The organism is Variovorax sp. EBFNA2, from assembly GCF_033802765.1.
Classification (GTDB): domain Bacteria; phylum Pseudomonadota; class Gammaproteobacteria; order Burkholderiales; family Burkholderiaceae_C; genus Variovorax; species Variovorax paradoxus_H.
On the sequence record NZ_CP138496.1, the window covers coordinates 3,844,240 to 3,859,835 of the forward strand.

Below are 15,596 nucleotides of genomic sequence, written 5' to 3' on the forward strand. Positions count from 1 at the left end.
AGCCCGGGTTCATGTGGTGTGAGGGGATCCCAAGCGGGGCGAACCGATCCTGATCGACGCGCCGGCGCGAGCCACTCAGCGTCCGAGGTCTTTGGCGGACACGCCACCGATGCCCCAGTTTTCCTTGGGCATGTCGTGCAGCCACACGCGCACGTTTTCTCTCGGCGCGTCGACGGCCTCGACGATGGCGCGGGTCACTTTCTCGATCAGCGCGCGCTTCTGCTCTTCGGTGCGGCCTTCGATGAGGTAGATCTGTGCAAAGGGCATCCGTGTACTCCTGTGGTGTGCGCTTCGGGGGTTGATGCCGGTCAGACGAAGCGCAGGCCCACGCTGCCCATGCCCTGCACCTTCAGCGTGATGGCATCGCCGGCCTGCACGGCGACGGCCTCGGTGATGCCGCCCGACAGAATCAGCGTGCCCGCCGGGATCTCTTCGCCGCGCGCGCCCAGGTGATTGGCCAGCATCGCAATGGCAGCGGCCGGGTGGCCGAGCACGGCGGCGCCTGCGCCGAACGCCACGGGCTGGCCGTTCTTCTCGAGCACGATGCCGACGGTGCGCAGGTCGACCTCGCTCGCGGGCACGGCGCGACCGCCCACCACGAAGCGCGAGGCCGAGGTGTTGTCGGCCACCACGCTCTTGAGATCGAACTTGAAGTCGCGGTAGCGGCTGTCGATCACCTCGATACCTGGCAGCACAAAGTCGGTGGCCGCAAGCACAGAACCGATGTGACAGCCCGGGCCGCTGAGCGCGCGCTTGGTGATGAACGCGATCTCGGGCTCGACCTTGGGGTGGATGAGCTCGCTCACCTTGCATTCGCCGCCTTCGGGCACGGCGTAGTTGTCGGCCATGAAGCCGAAGACCGGCGTGGTCACGCCCATCTGCTTCATCTTCGCGTGCGAGGTGAGCCCGGCCTTCAGTCCGATGATGCGATGCCCACGTGCGAGCTTGCGGCGGCGAATCTCGTTCTGGATGGCGTAGGCGTCGTCCCAGTCCATCTCGGGATACTCGTCGGTGATCTTGGGCGTGTCGCGTGCCTCCAGCTCGCAGGTTTCCAGGTGCTCGGCGAGCGCGGCGATGGTGTTCTTGTCGAGCTTCATGCCGTCACTCCTTCTTGTTGCTGCACGGCCTTGCGTGCGCGGGCCAGCGTAATGGCCGTGTCTTCGATCATGTCTTCCTGGCCGCCGACCATCCCGCGCCGGCCCAGTTCCACCAATATTTCTCGCGCAGGCACGCCGTACTTTTTCTCGGCGCGCTTGGCGAACAGCAGGAAGCTCGAGTACACGCCCGCGTATCCCAGCGTGAGTGAGTCGCGGTCGACACGGATCACGTGGTCCATGATGGGGACGACGCGGTCCTCGGCCACGTCCTGGATGCGGAACACATCGACGCCGGTCTCGATGCCCATGCGGTCGCACACCGCCACGAACACCTCCATCGGCGTGTTGCCCGCGCCCGCGCCTAGACCTGCGGCAGCGGCATCGATGCGGTTGGCGCCGGCCGCAACGGCCGCGACCGAGTTGGCCACGCCCATCGCGAGATTGTGGTGGCCATGGAAGCCCAGCTCGGTGTCGGCCTTGAGTGCCGCGCGCACCGCGCCGATGCGTGCCGTGACGTCGTCCGGCAGCATGTAGCCCGCCGAGTCGGTCACGTAGATGCAGTTAGCGCCGTAGCCTTCCATGAGCAGCGCCTGGCGCACGAGCATTTCGGGCGAGGCCATGTGGGCCATCATGAGAAAGCCCACCGTGTCCATGTCGAGCCGGCGCGCCATGGCGATGTGCTGCTCGGACACGTCGGCTTCAGTGCAGTGCGTGGCCACACGCACGGTGTGCACGCCCAGCCCGTGTGCCATGCGCAGGTGGTCCACGGTGCCGATACCAGGAATCAGCAGGGCCGACACCTTGGCTTGCTTCATCAGCGGGATCACGGCGCCCAAGTATTCCTCGTCGGAGTGTGCGGGAAAGCCGTAGTTGACCGAGCTGCCGCCCAGGCCGTCGCCGTGTGTCACTTCGATCAGCGGCACGCCCGCTTCGTCGAGCCCGCTGGCGATGTGCTTCATCTGTTCGAGCGTCATCAGGTGGCGCTTGGGGTGCATGCCGTCGCGCAGCGTCATGTCGTGCAGGGTGACGCGGCGGCCCTTCAGGTTCGTGTGCGTTGGGGTGGTCATGGGTGTGCTCCTAGGCCACGGCGGGCTCGGGTTGCGGGAGGCTGGCGAGCATCGCTTCGGCGAACATTTCGGCCGTGCGCGCCGCGGCGGCGGTCATGATGTCGAGGTTGCCGGCGTACTTGGGCAGGTAGTCGCCCAGGCCTTCCACCTCCAGGTAGATCGACACGCGGTTGCCGTCGAACACGGGCCCGTTCACGAGCCTGTAGCCCGGCACGTACTTGCGCACCTCGGCGATCATCTCGTGCACCGAGGCCGTGATGCGCGCCTCGTCGGGCGGGCCTTCGGTCAGGCAGTGCACCGTGTCGCGCATGATCAGCGGCGGCTCGGCCGGGTTGACGATGATGATCGCCTTGCCCTTGGCCGCACCGCCCACGCGCTCGACCGCACCGGCCGTGGTGCGCGTGAACTCGTCGATGTTCCTGCGCGTGCCAGGACCAACCGAGCGGCTGGACACGGTGGCCACGATCTCGCCGTAGGCCACGGGTTGCACGCGCGACACCGCCGCCACCATCGGGATGGTGGCCTGCCCGCCGCAGGTGACCATGTTGACGTTGGCCGGCCGCGCACCGCCCGCCATGAGCAGGCTCTTGAGGTTGACCGGCGGCACGCAGAACGGGCCGATGGCTGCAGGCGTCAGGTCGATCATGAGCACGCCCAGGGCATTGAGCTTGGCGCTGTTCTCCGCATGCACGTAGGCGCTGGTGGCGTCGAAAGCGATCTGCACGCCATCGGCCTTCACATGCGGCAGCAGGCCGTCCACGCCCTCGGCCGTGGTCTTCAGGCCCATCTCGCGGGCACGCTTCAGGCCGTCGGACTCGGGGTCGATGCCCACCATCCACACGGGTTCGAGCACCGGGCTGCGCTGCAGCTTGGCGAGCAGGTCGGTGCCGATGTTGCCGGGGCCGATCAGCGCGCACTTGATCTTGGTTGGGTTCGTCATGGGGTTGTCTCCTTCAATGGAAGCGCACCGAGCAGCCGCCCAGGCCGCCGATCGAGACGCGGAAGTTGTCGCCGGCCTTGGCGGGGAACATCGCGGCGAGCGCGCCCGACAGGATCACCTCGCCCGCCTTGAGCCCGATGCCCAGCGCGCCCAGAGTGTTGGCCAGCCACGCGACTGCGTTCACCGGCGAGCCGAGCGCGGCGGCGCCCGCGCCGGTGGCGATGATTTCGCCGTTCTTCTCGAGCACCATGCCGCAGGTCGCCAGGTCGATGCGGCGTGGATCGATCGCGTGGTCGCCTAGCACGAACACGCCGCACGAGGCGTTGTCGGCCACGGTGTCGGCGATCTGGATCTTCCAGTCGCGAATGCGCGAATCGACGATCTCGAAGCAGGGCATCACGCACTCGGTGGCGGCCAGCACGTCGGCGTTGCCGATGCCGGGGCCCATGAGGTCGCGCTTGAGCAAAAAGGCGATCTCGCCCTCGGCCTTGGGCTGGATGAGCGTGCTGCTGTCGATCGACTCGCCCTCGCCGACGATCATGCCGTCGAGCAGGTAGCCGAAGTCGGGCTGGAACACGCCCAGCATGTTCATCACGGCGCGCGAGGTCACGCCGATCTTCTTGCCGACGATGCGCTCGCCGGCGTCGAGGCGGCGCGCGATCATGCGCTGCTGGATGCCGTAGGCGTCGGCGATGGTGATGCCTTCATGCCGGCTGGTGAGCGGGTCCACGACGCTGCGCTCGCGCAGCGCGTCGTAGAGCTCGTCGCCGAGCCGCTGGATGAGGGTGGGGTCCATGGGGGTCTTTTCCTTTGCTCTCTCTCGGGGGGTGAATCAATCAATCAATCGGCTTCGTTGAGGAAGTCGCCGACCAGGCGGGCGAAGCGCGCGCTGTGCTCGATCTGCGTCCAGTGGCCGCAGCGGCCGAACACATGCAGCTGGCTGTTGGGAATCCACTGGCTCAGCGTGAGCGAGGTGGCCAGCGGAATCACCTGGTCTTCGCGGCCGTGGATCAGCAGCGTCTCGTGCGGCAGTGCGCGAATCGCGGCCTCCGGGCTCGCCATGGCGTCGACCCAGCGCTGGCGCGGCGCCGGGAACATCGCGCCGAAGGTCTCCTGGAAGCCGGGCCGCGTGCTGGCCTCGTAGCGCAACTGCGCGAGCTCGTCGGTGACGAGGGCGCGGTCGAACGCGAACACGTCCATGATCCGGCGCATGTTCGCGAACGAGGGCATGTAGCCCCACACCGCGTCGAGCCCCGGCGTGATCGCGAAGGGCACGCCCACGCTGCCCATGAGCACCAGCCGGCGCACGCGGTGCGGTGCGCGAATGGCGAGTGCCAACGCCAACGCACCGCCGAAGGAGTTGCCCACCACGTCGGCATGTTCGATGTCGAGCGCGTCGAGCAGGTCGAGCGCCTGCTGCACCCAGGCGTTCATCGTGTAGGCCGCGCCGGGCACGCGCTCGGTGAAACCGAAGCCGGCCATGTCGGGTGCGATCACGCGGCGCGTCTGCGCCAGCACCGGCAGCACCAGCCGCCAGTTGGCCCATGCACTCACGCCCGGTCCCGAGCCGTGGATGAAGAGCACCGGTGCGCCCTCCCCCAGGTCCTGCACGTTGGTGTGGAATGCACCCGTGCGGATGCTGTTCGCGATTTCGGGGTTGCTCACCACCAGGCCCTCACAGCTTGATGCAGACGTTGCGCAGCTCGGTATAGAACTCGAGCGAATGCACGCCACCTTCCCGGCCGATGCCCGACGACTTGGCGCCGCCGAAGGCGGTGCGCAGGTCGCGCAGGAACCAGCTGTTGACCCAGCAGATGCCGACCTGCACCTGCTTGGCCACGCGGTGCGCGCGACCCAGGTTCTCGGTCCACACGGTGGTTGCCAGGCCGTAGTCGGTGGCGTTGGCCAGCGCGATGGCTTCTTCCTCGGTGTCGAAGGGCGCGATGTGGCAGCAGGGGCCGAAGATTTCCTCGCGGATCACCGAGGCCGTCTCGGGCAGGCCGGTCCAGATGGTGGGCTGCACCCAGTGACCCTCGGCCAGCGCGCCTTGCATCGCCGGCACGCCGCCGCCGGTGACGACGGTGGCGCCTTCGTCTTTCGCCTTGCGGTAGTACGACAGCACCTTCTGCTGGTGCTCGCGCGAGATCAGCGGGCCGATACCCACACCGGCCTCTTCCGACGGACCCGGTTTGAGCGCTTCGGCCTTGGCCTTGAGCGCCGCGACGAACCTGTCGAAGATGGGTCGCTGCACGTAGACACGCTCGGTGCCCAGGCACACTTGGCCGCAGTTCTCGAAGGCCGAACGCGTGGTGCCGGCGACGGCCTTGTCGAAATCGGCGTCGGCGAACACGATGCCGGCGTTCTTGCCGCCGAGCTCGAAGGACACGGGCCGCACGCCCTTGGCGGCGGCGCCCATGATGGCCTCGCCGGTGCGCGTCTCGCCCGTGAAGGTGATGCCGTCCACGCCCGGGTGCGTGGTGAGGAACTCGCCGGCCGAATCGGGTCCGAAGCCATGCACCACGTTGTAGACGCCCGGCGGAATGCCGACCGCATTCATCACCTCGCCCAGCAGCGTGGCGGTGGCGGGCGTTTCTTCCGAGGGCTTGACCACCACGGTGTTGCCGCAGGCGAGCGCCGGGCCGACCTTCCAGGTCATGAGCAGCAGGGGCAGGTTCCACGGGCACACGACGCCGATCACGCCCAGCGGCGAGCGCACGGCGTAGTTCAGCGCCTGCCCGCCGTCGGGCGTGGTCATCTCGAAGCTCTCGGTGGGCACGTTCTTCACGATGTCGGCAAACACCTTGAAGTTGGCCGCGCCGCGCGGAATGTCGACGTGCGAGGCCAGCGCGTGCGGCTTGCCGGTGTCGGCCATCTCGGCCGCCAGGAAGTCGTCGAAGCGCCGGTTGATCTCGTCGGCCACGGCATGCAGCAGTTCGACGCGGCGCGCGACGCTCATGCGCCCCCACTCGCCGTTGAGCGCCGCACGCGCGGCGCGCACGGCCGCATCGACCTCGCTGCGGCCGGCCTCGTGCACCTTGCCGATGACGCGGTTGTCCACCGGCGCGCGGTTGTCGAAAGTCTTCGGGGTGGCGACGAATGCGCCGCCGATGAAGTTCATGAACTGTTTCATCGCAGCCTCTCTTTCAGGTCACCACGCTCAGGAAGTTTTCGTTGAGCTTGCGGTCGTGATAGAAGATCGCGCGCCCGAGTTCGTCGTCGGTCCACACCAGCGGCGGCTTGTCGGGGTAGAAGATGTAGCCGCCCGAGAAAACCTCGTTGCGGTTGCCGCTCGGGTCGAAGAAGTAGATGGTTTCGCCGCGCGTGATGCCGTGGCGCGTGGGACCGATGTCGAGCGACACGCGCCGCTTGGTGATGAGGTCGGCCGCCTTGAGCACCTCGCCCCAGTTGTCGAGCAGGAACGAGGCGTGGTGGAACTTGTTTTTCTCGGGGTGGCGGATGAACGCGATGTCGTGCGGCTTGGTCGAGCAGGTGAGGAAGGCCGCGATATACATGCGCTCAGGGCCGGCCACCACGCTCTCGGCCAGGTGAAAGCCCAACACCTCGGTGAACAGCTTCATGGTGCCGTCGAGGTCGTCGCCGTACAACAGGCAGTGGTCGAAGCGCGAAGGCGCCATGCCCTTGAGGTCGTCGGGGTAGACCTCGGGGTTTTCGTAGGGCATGCCGTTGCCGACCTTTTCCTTCTCGGCGAAGAGTTCGATGGCGTGGCCGGTGGGCACGGTGAAGCGGAAGCGCGGGCCAGTGCGCAGGTGCTCGCCGGCTTCGATCCACTGCATGTCGGTGGCCAGGCCGCTGGCCTTCAGGTCAGCGGCGAGCTTGTCGAGCGTGGCGGGCGAATCGACGCGAAAGCCCATGAAATCCATGCCGGCCTCGTCGGCCTCGCGCAGCACGACGCTGTGGTGATCGTGCTCGTCCCAGGCCTTGAGGTAGATGCGGCCCTGCGCATCGCGGCCGGTTTCGATCAGGCCCAGCACGTCGCGGTAGTGCGTGAGGGCAGCCCCGAGGTCGAGCACGCGCAGTTGCACGTGTCCGGGGCGAATGACGCCAGTGAGTGCCATGGAAGTCTCCTTTGGTTGGTGAGGGGAACGGTTCAGGTGGGGGAACGGGAATCGGATGGCGATGGCATCGACACCGCCAGGCGCCGTTCGATGCAGCGCGCCAGCTTCTCGACCGCACGCAAGGACAGGTCGCTTTGCGGGTAGGCGCGGCAGGCCAGCACGTAGCCCTGGGCTTCTTCTTCGACGCTCACGTGGCAGCGGCTCATGCGCTCGCGGCGCACGGCACCCGACTCGATGCGCACCTTGCAGACACCGCAGCCGCCGCCGCGGCAGCCCACCGGGATGCCCTTGCGGCCGAGCTGCTCCATGCCGCCGAGCAGTGTCTGGTCGGTGCGGCAGCTATAGCGCTCGTGGGTGTTGCCGATGGCGACAGAAAAGCTCATGGCCGGCTCCACCTCACAGCGCCTTGAACAGCGGGCTGCGCGGCGCCGCGGAAGCGGCATCGGCGGCGGTGAAGAACTTCTCGGTGTAGATGTCGCGCTCGAACAGGCGGCCCTGCATCAGCGTGGCGATGCAGGCCTCGGTCATCGGCGGCGGCCCGCACAGGTAGGCCTTGTGGCCGCGGAAGTCGTTCGCGAATTGCGCCTTCAGTGCCTCGTGCGCAAAGCCGCGCGCGCCGCGCCAGTCGCTGTCGGCGGGCAGGTTGGACAGAACGGGCACGTAGGTGAAGTTGGGGTGCTGGTCGGCCAACTGCTCGAAGAGTTCGCGGAAGTACAGCTCTTCGGGATTGCGTGCGCCCTGCACGAGCGTGATCGGCAAGGTGCAGCCTTCGGCGAGCAGGTCCAGCACCATCGACTTCGGGCTCGACAGGCCCGAGCCGCCGGCCACGAAGATCATCGGCAGTCCCGCCGACTTGCGCACGAAGAAGCGGCCGTTGGGCGCGGTGAAACGCAGGCGCTGGCCTACCTGCAACTCGTCGTGCAGCCAGCCCGTCGCGCGGCCGTTGGGCACGCGGCGGATGTGCAGCTCGACGAGGTGGTCGTCGGGTGCATTCGCGATCGAAAAGGCGCGTGCGCCCTCCACGCCCGGCACGTGCAGCATCACGTACTGGCCGGCCTGGAACGGCGCCGGCCGGTCGGTGCGCAGCCACAGGCCGCGGATGGTGGGCGTGAGCATGCGGGCCTCGACCAGCTCGGCGTCGAAGTCTTCCAGCGGCAGGAACTGCGCGTCGGGGTCTTCGTCGATCTCGGCTTCGATGACCAGGTCGGCCTGCGCCGTCGCGCAGCACGCGAGGACCTTGCCGTCGTCGCGCTCGAAGTCCATGAGCGCGAAGTTGGAGGCGTCGCCGTGCTCGCATTCGCCTTCGAGCACCTGCACCTTGCAGGTGCCGCACACGCCGTGGCCGCAGGCGTGGGGCAGCCACACGCCGGCGCGCAGGCAGGCGTCGAGCACGGTCTGGCCGTCGCGCACCGCCACGGCCTGGCCGAGCGGCTCGATCATGATCTGGAAGCTCATGGCAAGGCCCTCCCGTGCTCAGCTGAACGAGCCGCCGATGCCCGTGAGCCCGGGCGTGCGAAAGCGCAGTGCCGACTTGTGGACCAGGCCGTTGTCGGCCAGCGACTTCGACGCGTCGGGCGTGAAGGGCTTGCCGGAGTCGAACCACTCGGCGCGCGACCAGTCGATCTGGCCGAAGTCGGGGTGGCTGCCGTACACGCCGGGCAGCACGTCGCGCAGGAGCGCGCCGAAGGGCATGGCCGCGGGCAGCGGCAGGCACACGGGGGAGCAGAAGAGCAGGTGGTCTTCCCAGCCGATGTAGAGCAGGCGATTGCCGTGGAAGCGGTCTTCGCTGTCCATGACGGTGCCGGTGTAGCCGGGGGCGAGTGCAACAACAGACATGTCGGTCTCCTTTTTTTTGGGGTGAGCGCCGCCCGCGCCGTGCGTGAGGCACGGCGGGAGCGCGGGGGTCGATGGGGGTCGGGTGAGGCCTGGTCCTGGGTGCTCAGGCCACCTTGGGCTCGGCCGCCGACAGGTCCTGCCCTGTCCAGCGTTCCCAGTTGGCCTTGTCGGGCGAGGTGTTGAACTCGCCGTTGTCGGCGCCGGCGTTGATGTGGTAGTAGTCGAGCACGGCCGCCAGCGGGTTGAAGCCTTCCACCGTCGGGTCGGTGCCCTCAGGGAAGCAGTTGCCCTGGTAGATCTGATGCACCGGCAGCCAGGCCTGCACGTACTTCTCGGGCTCGCCGTCGAACACGTCCTTGCAGCCGTCGGAGCAGAAGTGGTACTTCATGCCGTGGTAGCTGCTCTCTCGGTAGCAGATCTTGGTGGGATCGTCAGGCTCGGTGAAGGCCATCGGGATCTGGCAGGTCTGGCACAGCATCGGCAGCGTGTTGTTGAACCAGCGCTTGCCCTGCTTCTCCTGCTCGGCCAGCCACTCGAAGCGCGGGCGGTACAGGCTGTCGAAGGTCTCGGGGTACTTCTCGGCCAACCAGGTCATCTCGTCGGGCTTGGGCACCCAGACATTGAAGTTGGCGGCGTGGCCGTAGTTGTTGAAGATGGCCCAGGCCTCGTGCGAGATGCGGCTCTTTTCCTTCGAGGCGACCTCGTGGTACTTGGGCATGCGGATGCCGTAGCGCGCGAGGTCTTCGAACAGCGCGCCGCCGTTCTTCTCGAAGTACATCTCCCAGGCCTCGGACCAGCTCATCACGCGCTTGGGCAGCATGTAGTCCATCATCATCGCGACCAGCGTGAGCAGGCGATAGCCGCGCCAGAACCACTTGTCGACCCACTTCTGCACGATGGGCACGTTGTCCGGGTCCTGCTCGAGGATGAACTTCACCACCTCCAGGCCCAGCGTCATGTGGCGCGACTCGTCGCTCTGCGCCGAGAAGCCGAAGGTGACTGTGGCCATGTCGCCGTTGTAGGCGGCGCCGCTCATGAAGGGCATGAACAGCAGGTTGGTCAGCACGTACTCGAACGAGAACGAGATGGCGGTGATGAACTCGAAGGGCCCCGCGCTCATCGCGTCTTCAAAGTAGCTCTTGGGCACCGACAGGTACCACACGCGGTCGTGCATGTGCTGCGGGTCGTGCAGGCCGTTGAAGTACTTGTTGAAGTGGCTGATGGTGTGGAACTGCGTCTGCGCATGGCGCAACTCGTCGATCGACTGCATCTGGCAGGCGACGCGCGCGCCCACGCCGCGCAGCGAACGCCCGGCCATGGCATAGCCGCGGTGCGCCGCGTACTCCAGCGGCGAGACGCCGGTGAGGAACAGCTTGAGCGTGTTCAGGTAGCGCGGGTCGCTGATGTTGAACTGGCCGTTGTTCTGCTGGAACGCATCGATGATGGCGTAGAGCTTCTTCTCCTTCTCGCCCTGGAACTTCCAGTAGGCGTCCATCGTCAGGCGGAACGGGTCTTCCCACTTGTCCCAGTCGTGGATCTTGATGCCCTCGAACTTGTCGAACGGGAACACGTCGTCCATCGACTGGTAGGTGGTCTCCCAGCCGAGGCCGCGCGTCATCATGGCGTAGCGCTCCTTCAGGCCGAGGCGCGGGGTCGCGGAGGTCTTTGCTGCTGCTTGGGTGGTCATGGCGTTGTCCTTGGTCGTGATCCGGTGAGGCCTGTACTCAGGCGCCCCAGTGAAGGGTGAATTCGTCGTCGGTCTCTTCGATGCTTCCGGACAGCGAGATCAGGCTCAGGTGCAGCTCCTGCAGGTCCCAGCGGCGGCCGACCAGGGCTTCGACGCTCTCGCGGCGGATCACGAGGCGGCCGGGCGCATCGATCTTCACCATCGCGGGGTACTCGGTGACGGTGGCCTCGGGGTTGTCGGTGACGATGGCTTCGACGATGGCGCGCGCGGCTTCGCCGGTTTGCAGCGCGATGAAGACGGGCGGTCGGGACAAGGTGGCGGTGATCATGGTTGGTCTCCTTGGTTCGATCGGTTCAGGCGGCAGCGCCCGTGCGCACCAGCCGGGCCACGCGCGCATCGAGCGCGGTGTGCAGCGTCTTCAGCACCTCGGCGCCCTGCGCACCGAGCGCCAGCGCGGCCAGCGGTGTCAGCGCCTGCACAGCCTGGTCACGCCAGGTTGCGTACCACTGCGCGAGCAGCGCGGCGTTGGCGGGCGACTCCTCGGCGGCGGTCTTCAGCGTGGCGTCGACCCAGCGCACGTTCTCGTCGAACCATTCGTTCATGAACTCGGTCAGCATCGCCAGCGCGTTGCCGGTGGCGGCGCTGTTCGCGTTCACGTAGTGGCGGTAGATCAGCGGGTACAGCAGGCCGTCGAGCACGAGGTTCTGGGCCACGAACACCTCGAACCAGTCTTTCGTGACGAACAGGTTTTCCATCAGGCGGCGCACGCCCTGCCAGGCCGGGTGCGCGAGCCAGGCTTCCTTGCCGGCGTCCAGCGCGCGGCCCGAGTTGCCGTCGATCTGCAGGCCGACACGCGAGAGGTACTGCGCGATGCCCAGCCGGTCCATGGCCGCATAGATGAAGGGCTGCGTGATCGCCGTGCCGTAGCCGTAGCCGCAGCAGTAGCTGTGGTTCATGTTGGCGCCCCACTCGTAGTGGCGCAGCGGCACCAGCACCTGCTGCAGCGACTCGCGCACGCCCGCATCGGCCTGGGCCAGCAGCTGGCGCTTCTCGGCGAACTCGAACTGGCGGTCGGCGCCTTCCCCCTGGCGCGCGCGGGTCATCGTGTACACGCCGTAGTAATAGTGGCGCGGGTCCTTGAAGCTGTACCAGTCGGCCATCACGAGGGCCGTGCGGCGCTTGTCGTACAGCGCGTGCTGCGGGTCCCACAGCGGCCGGTAGTGAAAGTTGGCCGTGGGCTGCATGTCGAGCGTGGCCTCTTGGTAACGCGAAGCCGGCTTGTCGCCGAGGCGCCGCGCCACATGCGAGAAGGTCTGCCGGATCGGCCGGACGTCGGAAGTTTTGATGTCGACTTGCACGTGGTGTCTCCTTGGTTATCGCGGGAAAAATACGGGGTCGTCAGTGGTCGATACCGGGCGCGCCGAAGCGCCACTTCATGCGCTCGAAGTCCAGTCGCGCGCCCTCTTCGGTGCTCAGGTGGCGCACCTCGTGGCGCGCGCAGAACTCGCGGAACTGGTCGAACTGCAGCACCAGCTCCACGGCCAACTCGGGGTCGCCGATGGCGAACTCGAACTCCACGAAGCGGGCGTTGCGCGTGCCGGTGACGCGCACGAAACACGGCTGGCCGGTCATCTGTCCGGCACTGCCGCTGCGAGGGTCGGGCTGCATCGAGCGCATCACTTGTTCAATCCATCAACAGGTGGACGGCACCAGCGCCGCCCGGCCTGATAAGGGCAACGGGCGTGCCAGCGTGGCTAAGTGATTGATTTACATGGACCCGCTGCGCCTGCGGGCCAGAAGCACCGGGAAGTCCCGGATGCTGGTTTGATCATTTGCTGCAGTGCAGCTTGATCAAATGGTGAAAACCGGAAAAACACCGGGCGCCGCCGGCGCCCGTTCAGGACGTCGGCAGGCCTTCCTTCTTGAGCCGGTAGGCCAACTGCGGGCGCGTGATGCCCAACAGGCGCGCGGCCTGCGACAGGTTACCCTTGGCACGCTGCATCGCGGTCTGCATGAGGCGCTGCTCGAGCGAGGCGATGTCGATGTTCTGCTCGAGGACGCGCTGGCACAGCGCGTCGAGCTCGCTCGCGTCAGCACCTGAAGCAGCGGCCCCAGTGGCGACCTTGCCGCTGGCGTCGAGCTGGTCGCCGGGCATCGCGCCCGGCGGGTGCATCCACAGGTGACAGGCCTCGATGTCACCGTGGTCGGGCGCCAGCAGCACCGCGCGCTCGATCACATTTTCGAGTTCACGGATGTTGCCGGGCCAGGCATGCTTTTGCACGTCGAGCGCGGCCTTGTCGGTGAGGCCGCGCAGCTTCTTGCCGTACAGCGCGCTGTACTTTTCGACGAAGCGCGCCACGAGCGCCGGAATGTCGGCGGTGCGCTCGCGCAGCGGCGGAATCTGGATCGGGAAGGTGTTGAGCCGATAGAACAGGTCGGTGCGGAACTTGCCCGCCTGCATGGCCTGCTGCAGGTTGACGTTGGTGGCCGCCACGATGCGCACGTCGACCTTGGTCGGCTGCTCGGCGCCCAGGCGCTCGACTTCGCCGGTCTGCAGCACGCGCAGCAACTTGACCTGCGCGGCCAGCGGCAGGTCGCCCACCTCGTCCAGGAACAGGGTGCCGCCGTGGGCGCGCTCGAAGCGACCGGCGCGCGCATGGTGGGCGCCGGTGTAGGCACCCTTCTCCACGCCGAACAGTTCGGCCTCGATCAGGTCGGCCGGAATCGCCGCGCAGTTGACGGCAATGAAAGGCTGCTTGCCGCGGGGCCCGTTGTCATGCAGCCAGCGAGCGAACACCTCCTTGCCGACGCCTGTTTCGCCGAGCAGCAACACGGTGATGGCGCTGTCGACCGCGCTGCGCATAAGTTCGAAGGCGGCACGGAAACCCGGCGACACGCCGACCAGCTTCTGGTCGTACTCGCGGCGCGGCTGCAGGCGGCGCAGGTGCTGCAGGCCGAGGTTGAAATCGATGAGCTTCTCGGCCACATGGTGCTGGCGGAAGTACTCGAGGTAGTGCTCGTCGTTCCACGCCTCGGCCGGTTGGCCGACGATGCGGCAGCGGCTGTCGCCCATGCTGGTGCATTCGACTTCTTTGAACACCACGAGCCGTCCCATGAAGGCGGTGGTGTAGCCCGAGGCATAGCCGATCTGCGACCAACACTGCGGATCTTCCCCGTAGCCGAAGTCGGCCACGTGGGCTTCGCATTCCCAGGAGTTCTCCCAGAGGAATTCGCCATAGAAATGCTTGGTGGCCACGTCCAGGTCGACCTGCACCTTCTGCACCGAGACGATGCCCTCGATGGAATGCAGGCGCGGCCCGAGCATGAAGGCGTCTTCCGCGCGCATGCCGGCAAGGCGCTCGCGCACGGCCACCTCACCGTCGCGCAGGCCCGAAGCAAAGCCCATGCGCACCAACAGCCCGCGCGCGCGCTCGATGCCCAGTGAGTCGAGCAGTTCGCGGCGCAGTTCAGCGAAGGCACGGGCATGCATGAGCAGCATGCGCTGCTCGTCCAGCCAAATATGGCCCGAGCCGGCGCTGAAGCGCAGGAGAGAAAGAAGTTCTCCCACCGTGTCCCCTTTACTTGTCTGGAATCGTTCCTGCCCCATTCTCCCGCAGGTATACGCAGTCAGCATGCCGAATATTTCAATGGCACGGACGGAAGAGATTACGTGTCACGCACGCGATTAACTTGGCACTGAGTCGGCTATCAGCAATGGCGGCTCATACCGAGCGGACGCACTCTCACGTAAAACTCAGATGGGTCGAAGTCGATTCGCCTATACCAAGCGCAATTTCGGCGGAACCCTTGGCGCTGAGTCAACATCAGCTGCCCCCGAAACTACGGATAGCCTGGTCAGCTGGAAGGTCAGCGCATTGATTTCATCCACGCTCAGACTCAAGCTCTCTGCGATTTCACGGCGCCCTTGCTTGCGGCTATGCAGAATTTCGAGCACCTTGGTGAGAAGTTGGGAGGTTTCTCTCTCCATCGGCTCTGGCTCATTCGTGCGATAGCCGCTTTTGGCAATCTCTATGCACAAGCTTCGATAGTTCCACTCACTGACCAGCCCAAGGGAGTTGAATCGATACGCCAACGCGGCTAGCGACACCCCCCAATAGTGCTTCAGCTTCATCAGATACTTGATGGTGTAGGCGGGTGGCTGGTTGGCCGCTACGCTTTCCTTTGGCATGAGAAAGGCTGAGGCAAACGCATCAGCTTGGCGCTCCATCTCCGGCCCATGGACCTGACCATGCTGCATGGTGTAGACGTCTCTCACCAGATGACCGAGTTCGTGAGCCGCATCGAAGCGGCTGCGCTCGGAAGATTTGACGGTGTTGAGGAAGACAAAGGGCTTGCCTTCGTACCAGGTACAGAATGCGTCCACCTCACGGGTTTCTTCGGCTAGGGAGAACACGCGGATGCCTTTGGACTCCAGCAGATGAACCATGTTGGGAATTGGCGCATTGCCCAGACCCCATGCCCTGCGCAGGGTCGCTGCCGCCTCTTCAGGGCCCAGGTCGCTCAGATCCGGCAGATCCGCCTGCGGCAGCGTGAAGCGTTCTTCAATCCACTGGTTGACCTTGAAGGCAATCGCGCCTGCCGCAAAGGCGCAGGCCTTCATGGCATCCGTCATTTTTGAGAGCTTGCGAAAACTCACCGCATGCTCTCTGATCTCCGGCATGTCATCGTCAATGAAAAAAAACTGCTGAGGGAATTTCAGCAGCTTCGCTATACGGGCCAGAAGTTCCAGGTCAGGAGCAGATGCTCCAGTCTCGTAGTTCTGCAAGCTACGGCTGGTGACACCCAACTCCTTGGCTAACTGCGCCTTGGTTAAGCGCCTTCTCACCCTGGCAAATGCAATTTGCTTGGGATTGATTTCAGACATGGTCAACT

At 66.0% G+C, this 15,596-nt stretch carries 17 protein-coding genes; all 17 read right to left on the minus strand.

The genetic code is table 11. The features are described 5' to 3' along the window. Positions 1 to 75: 75 nt before the first annotated feature. Positions 76 to 267, minus strand: a complete 192-nt coding sequence (locus RZE79_RS18230; protein ID WP_056577722.1) for a 2-hydroxymuconate tautomerase — start codon at positions 265 to 267, stop codon at positions 76 to 78. Between the two features lie 41 nt (positions 268 to 308). After that, positions 309 to 1,097 (minus strand): 2-oxo-3-hexenedioate decarboxylase, encoded by a 789-nt coding sequence (gene dmpH / locus RZE79_RS18235; protein ID WP_319355754.1) that lies wholly within the window; start codon positions 1,095 to 1,097, stop codon positions 309 to 311. Further along, positions 1,094 to 2,164, minus strand: coding sequence for a 4-hydroxy-2-oxovalerate aldolase (dmpG, locus tag RZE79_RS18240; RefSeq protein WP_319355755.1), 1,071 nt, complete (start codon positions 2,162 to 2,164; stop codon positions 1,094 to 1,096). Before dmpG ends, dmpH begins: the two co-directional genes overlap by 4 nt. A gap of 10 nt (positions 2,165 to 2,174) precedes the next feature. Next, positions 2,175 to 3,104 carry an acetaldehyde dehydrogenase (acetylating) gene (locus tag RZE79_RS18245; RefSeq protein WP_319355756.1) on the minus strand — a complete coding sequence of 310 codons (930 nt, stop codon included), beginning with the start codon at positions 3,102 to 3,104 and terminating at the stop codon, positions 2,175 to 2,177. 13 nt (positions 3,105 to 3,117) lie between these two features. Beyond that, a complete protein-coding gene (dmpE, locus tag RZE79_RS18250) occupies positions 3,118 to 3,900 on the minus strand; it encodes a 2-oxopent-4-enoate hydratase (RefSeq protein ID WP_192195729.1) in 783 nt (260 codons plus the stop codon). 44 nt (positions 3,901 to 3,944) lie between these two features. Next, positions 3,945 to 4,772 (minus strand): alpha/beta fold hydrolase, encoded by an 828-nt coding sequence (locus RZE79_RS18255; RefSeq protein ID WP_373696487.1) that lies wholly within the window; start codon positions 4,770 to 4,772, stop codon positions 3,945 to 3,947. Positions 4,773 to 4,779: 7 nt separating this feature from the next. Further along, complete coding sequence (locus RZE79_RS18260) at positions 4,780 to 6,234, minus strand: 2-hydroxymuconic semialdehyde dehydrogenase (protein ID WP_319355757.1); 1,455 nt, start codon at positions 6,232 to 6,234, stop codon at positions 4,780 to 4,782. Positions 6,235 to 6,247: 13 nt separating this feature from the next. Further along, positions 6,248 to 7,180: a catechol 2,3-dioxygenase gene (locus RZE79_RS18265; protein WP_192195727.1), complete on the minus strand. Its 933-nt coding sequence runs from the start codon at positions 7,178 to 7,180 to the stop codon at positions 6,248 to 6,250. A 32-nt stretch (positions 7,181 to 7,212) separates the two neighbouring features. After that, the gene (locus tag RZE79_RS18270) at positions 7,213 to 7,563 is read right to left on the minus strand and encodes a 2Fe-2S iron-sulfur cluster binding domain-containing protein (RefSeq protein WP_319355759.1); all 351 of its coding nucleotides are present in this window, start codon (positions 7,561 to 7,563) and stop codon (positions 7,213 to 7,215) included. Between the two features lie 13 nt (positions 7,564 to 7,576). Beyond that, positions 7,577 to 8,635, minus strand: coding sequence for a phenol 2-monooxygenase domain-containing protein (locus RZE79_RS18275; protein ID WP_319355760.1), 1,059 nt, complete (start codon positions 8,633 to 8,635; stop codon positions 7,577 to 7,579). A gap of 18 nt (positions 8,636 to 8,653) precedes the next feature. Continuing rightward, positions 8,654 to 9,016, minus strand: a complete 363-nt coding sequence (locus tag RZE79_RS18280) for a phenol hydroxylase subunit P4 (RefSeq protein WP_319355761.1) — start codon at positions 9,014 to 9,016, stop codon at positions 8,654 to 8,656. A 103-nt stretch (positions 9,017 to 9,119) separates the two neighbouring features. Beyond that, positions 9,120 to 10,703, minus strand: coding sequence for an aromatic/alkene/methane monooxygenase hydroxylase/oxygenase subunit alpha (locus tag RZE79_RS18285; protein WP_319355762.1), 1,584 nt, complete (start codon positions 10,701 to 10,703; stop codon positions 9,120 to 9,122). A gap of 37 nt (positions 10,704 to 10,740) precedes the next feature. After that, the gene (locus tag RZE79_RS18290) at positions 10,741 to 11,031 is read right to left on the minus strand and encodes an MmoB/DmpM family protein (RefSeq protein WP_319355763.1); all 291 of its coding nucleotides are present in this window, start codon (positions 11,029 to 11,031) and stop codon (positions 10,741 to 10,743) included. A 25-nt stretch (positions 11,032 to 11,056) separates the two neighbouring features. Then, positions 11,057 to 12,061 carry an aromatic/alkene monooxygenase hydroxylase subunit beta gene (locus tag RZE79_RS18295; protein WP_192195721.1) on the minus strand — a complete coding sequence of 335 codons (1,005 nt, stop codon included), beginning with the start codon at positions 12,059 to 12,061 and terminating at the stop codon, positions 11,057 to 11,059. 40 nt (positions 12,062 to 12,101) lie between these two features. Further along, on the minus strand, positions 12,102 to 12,371 hold the full coding sequence (locus RZE79_RS18300) for a phenol hydroxylase subunit (protein ID WP_319355764.1): 270 nt from the start codon (positions 12,369 to 12,371) through the stop codon (positions 12,102 to 12,104). 229 nt (positions 12,372 to 12,600) lie between these two features. Beyond that, the gene (locus tag RZE79_RS18305; protein ID WP_373696576.1) at positions 12,601 to 14,310 is read right to left on the minus strand and encodes a sigma 54-interacting transcriptional regulator; all 1,710 of its coding nucleotides are present in this window, start codon (positions 14,308 to 14,310) and stop codon (positions 12,601 to 12,603) included. Positions 14,311 to 14,481: 171 nt separating this feature from the next. Next, entirely contained in the window at positions 14,482 to 15,588 is a 1,107-nt protein-coding gene (locus RZE79_RS18310) for an XRE family transcriptional regulator (RefSeq protein ID WP_319355768.1), read from the minus strand. Positions 15,589 to 15,596 lie beyond the last annotated feature (8 nt).

Excerpts from the sequence above, each read along its gene's own strand:
- RZE79_RS18230 (WP_056577722.1), bottom strand. The coding sequence starts at position 267 with ATGCCCTTTGCACAGATCTACCTCATCGAAGGCCGCACCGAAGAGCAG.
- dmpH (WP_319355754.1), bottom strand. The coding sequence starts at position 1,097 with ATGAAGCTCGACAAGAACACCATCGCCGCGCTCGCCGAGCACCTGGAA.
- dmpG (WP_319355755.1), bottom strand. The coding sequence starts at position 2,164 with ATGACCACCCCAACGCACACGAACCTGAAGGGCCGCCGCGTCACCCTG.
- RZE79_RS18245 (WP_319355756.1), bottom strand. The coding sequence starts at position 3,104 with ATGACGAACCCAACCAAGATCAAGTGCGCGCTGATCGGCCCCGGCAAC.
- dmpE (WP_192195729.1), bottom strand. The coding sequence starts at position 3,900 with ATGGACCCCACCCTCATCCAGCGGCTCGGCGACGAGCTCTACGACGCG.
- RZE79_RS18260 (WP_319355757.1), bottom strand. The coding sequence starts at position 6,234 with ATGAAACAGTTCATGAACTTCATCGGCGGCGCATTCGTCGCCACCCCG.
- RZE79_RS18265 (WP_192195727.1), bottom strand. The coding sequence starts at position 7,180 with ATGGCACTCACTGGCGTCATTCGCCCCGGACACGTGCAACTGCGCGTG.
- RZE79_RS18270 (WP_319355759.1), bottom strand. The coding sequence starts at position 7,563 with ATGAGCTTTTCTGTCGCCATCGGCAACACCCACGAGCGCTATAGCTGC.
- RZE79_RS18275 (WP_319355760.1), bottom strand. The coding sequence starts at position 8,635 with ATGAGCTTCCAGATCATGATCGAGCCGCTCGGCCAGGCCGTGGCGGTG.
- RZE79_RS18280 (WP_319355761.1), bottom strand. The coding sequence starts at position 9,016 with ATGTCTGTTGTTGCACTCGCCCCCGGCTACACCGGCACCGTCATGGAC.
- RZE79_RS18285 (WP_319355762.1), bottom strand. The coding sequence starts at position 10,703 with ATGACCACCCAAGCAGCAGCAAAGACCTCCGCGACCCCGCGCCTCGGC.
- RZE79_RS18290 (WP_319355763.1), bottom strand. The coding sequence starts at position 11,031 with ATGATCACCGCCACCTTGTCCCGACCGCCCGTCTTCATCGCGCTGCAA.
- RZE79_RS18300 (WP_319355764.1), bottom strand. The coding sequence starts at position 12,371 with ATGCAGCCCGACCCTCGCAGCGGCAGTGCCGGACAGATGACCGGCCAG.
- RZE79_RS18305 (WP_373696576.1), bottom strand. The coding sequence starts at position 14,310 with ATGGGGCAGGAACGATTCCAGACAAGTAAAGGGGACACGGTGGGAGAA.
- RZE79_RS18310 (WP_319355768.1), bottom strand. The coding sequence starts at position 15,588 with ATGTCTGAAATCAATCCCAAGCAAATTGCATTTGCCAGGGTGAGAAGG.